Raw genomic sequence first — 2,342 nt, 5'->3', positions numbered from 1 at the left:
GCTCGTATTGGCCTTTTTATTTTAACTCCTTCTATATTAGCCACTGAGGTCAATCCCCCGGCCCTTTTTACAATATCATACACTTTCGCTTTCTTGCTGGCCAAAACATATTTTCCCGCATAGTGCACGGCGCCGCTAATGGTTACCATCTCCGGTTTTTCATACACTGCCATTTTACGGATATTGATCACGTCAAACGGCAACAACGAAAAATTGACGGCCTGCTCATTGTTATCGGGAGTGATTTCAATATTGAATAATTCCGATTTATTGGGATTCGCATCGTCAACTTCCTCCGACATGATCATTCTTGCCACTTCCCCTCTTTTCGAGGCCGAGCCGGTCAAACCACCCGCTTGAATGAACAGGTCATTCAGGGTCAAGCCTTCGTAATAATCATAAATTCCCGGCTGTTTTATTTCACCGTCAATGGTTATTTTATATTCTTCGGTAAAATCCAAAATGGAATAAACCGTTACCACATCTTCTTTTTGTAAAGCAAGATCCGCGGCAAGATCTTCTCCCAAGGCTTTCTCGAGATCAACATTGACGATCTCCGTTGTCAAATCAGGTTTTAATCTAATGATTCTCGCTCTTTTGCTATAGGCATCCTCTTTTAGACCGTCCGCCTTGGCAATCAAATCAGAAACACGCATACCTTCATAAAAGGAATAAGTATCGGGTCTAAAAACGGCCCCGTCAATTTTGATTCGGTTTTCAAATCGGTTTAATATTTTGCTTACTCTAAACACGTCGCCAGACTGCGGTTTATAACTGTCATACTCAGACGCTTTTATATCTTGCACTTTAAATTCCTTGGCCGTTTTCTGCAGCACGTTTACCGATGCGGTATAGGCGAACTCGTTGAACCCCGAGGCAAACGACAATAAATCAGAAAAAGACTCTCCCGGCTTCATTTCAAAAATTCCGGGACGTTTTACTTGGCCTTCTAGAGTAACCCTTTGATTGTATGCCGGAATCCGGATCACATCATTGTCTTTTAAACCTACATTCTCCGATTGATCCCCATTGACCAAAAATTTATAGAGATCAACTTTGGTATATATTTTATTGTTTCGAATCAATTCGATGTTTCTGTAACTTTCGTTTTTACCCGGTCCTCCCCCCAGAAACAAAGCGTTATAAACCGTTGCTAACGAAGAAATGGAGTAGTTTCCGGGTTGTTTGCTTCCTATTATAGTCACCCTGATCGTTCTGATACGACTTAGGCTGACCGAAACTTGAGATTGTCCCGATCCTATGGTGCTATATACCTTCGCCATAGCCCCTTTTATTTTTTGTGTCGCCGCTTCAATGCTCATTCCTGAAACGGATATTTCACCCACATATTGAATCGATACTTTTCCTTCAACTGATACCGGAATACTGGCATTATATTCCTGTACCCCATATAAACTCACCTGTAATTCATCGCCAGGACCCAGAATATAATTCATTGGCGTAGCCAATTTTAGGTTGGGCTCAAAATTCAGGGTTGGATTATCAAACAGCTCCGATCCAAAAACTAAGGAGTTCTTCCCGTCTTTTACTTTTGCATTAACAATTTCCTCCTGGGTTCTGCTATATTCCTCGGGGGAACTGTCAGCCTGCTTATTAGTCATGGCAGGAGTCGCTATTGCCGCTAATCTCACTTTCAATTTAGCGAATTCGGCAGCAGACATTCCTTTGGCCAAAGCCATAGGTTCCATTTGATCGATAGTCGCATTATTAGCCTGCAATTGCGTTTTGATTTTTGCAATCTCAGCGTCCGATAAATTATCGACTTTAAGGATGCTTAAATCGCTGCCTCTCAACAAATCTTGCGCTATCACTGTGTTTGTTTGAAAAATGGCAAACAACAAAAAAAAGATAATTAGTATTTTTTTCATATTCATTTTATGTAATCAAGTTAAATCTTACTGAAAAATTTAAATGTTCTATTTGCAATTTTTACTCAAAGCCAATAAAACGACCCTTGCACAATGGCTTCGCCGCAGTGACTCCCAGAATTGGCTCACAATATTTTAAAAAAAGTCCTTACACCGGAAGACACCTTCTTCAAAAGATGCATCGGTCGGCAAATGTAGCCCTAAAAATGGCTAATTCTAAATTTTAACCTAGTTTTTAATCCAACCAAAAACTGCATCCCGAAAAGCAGAAAAACTAAACTATTATAAATCAATTAAATAGATCCGACACGTTCTTATCAAAATCACCTAATTTGGTGAGCCAAAAAATAATGAAATACCCTTCTTAACTTGTTCGCTACAATTATTAAAAAGCGTCAGTTCGAGTGTTTTTATAAAGTAGCGACAGCGGTTTTATAAAAATGTATCGAGAAC

The 2,342-nt window shown here is 39.8% G+C and carries 1 protein-coding gene; it reads right to left on the bottom strand.

The window, feature by feature from the left end; translation table 11 throughout:
- Positions 1 to 1,889, bottom strand: a 1,889-nt coding sequence (locus VIH09_RS01990) for an SLBB domain-containing protein (protein ID WP_331577345.1), incomplete at its 3' end; no start/stop codon positions are given.
- Positions 1,890 to 2,342 lie beyond the last annotated feature (453 nt).

The sequence above is a fragment of the Flavobacterium sp. genome (assembly GCF_036515215.1).
Taxonomy (GTDB): Bacteria; Bacteroidota; Bacteroidia; order Flavobacteriales; family Flavobacteriaceae; genus Flavobacterium.
Note: the sequence above shows the minus strand (reverse complement) of the source record. Positions and strands in the feature narration are given on the sequence as shown.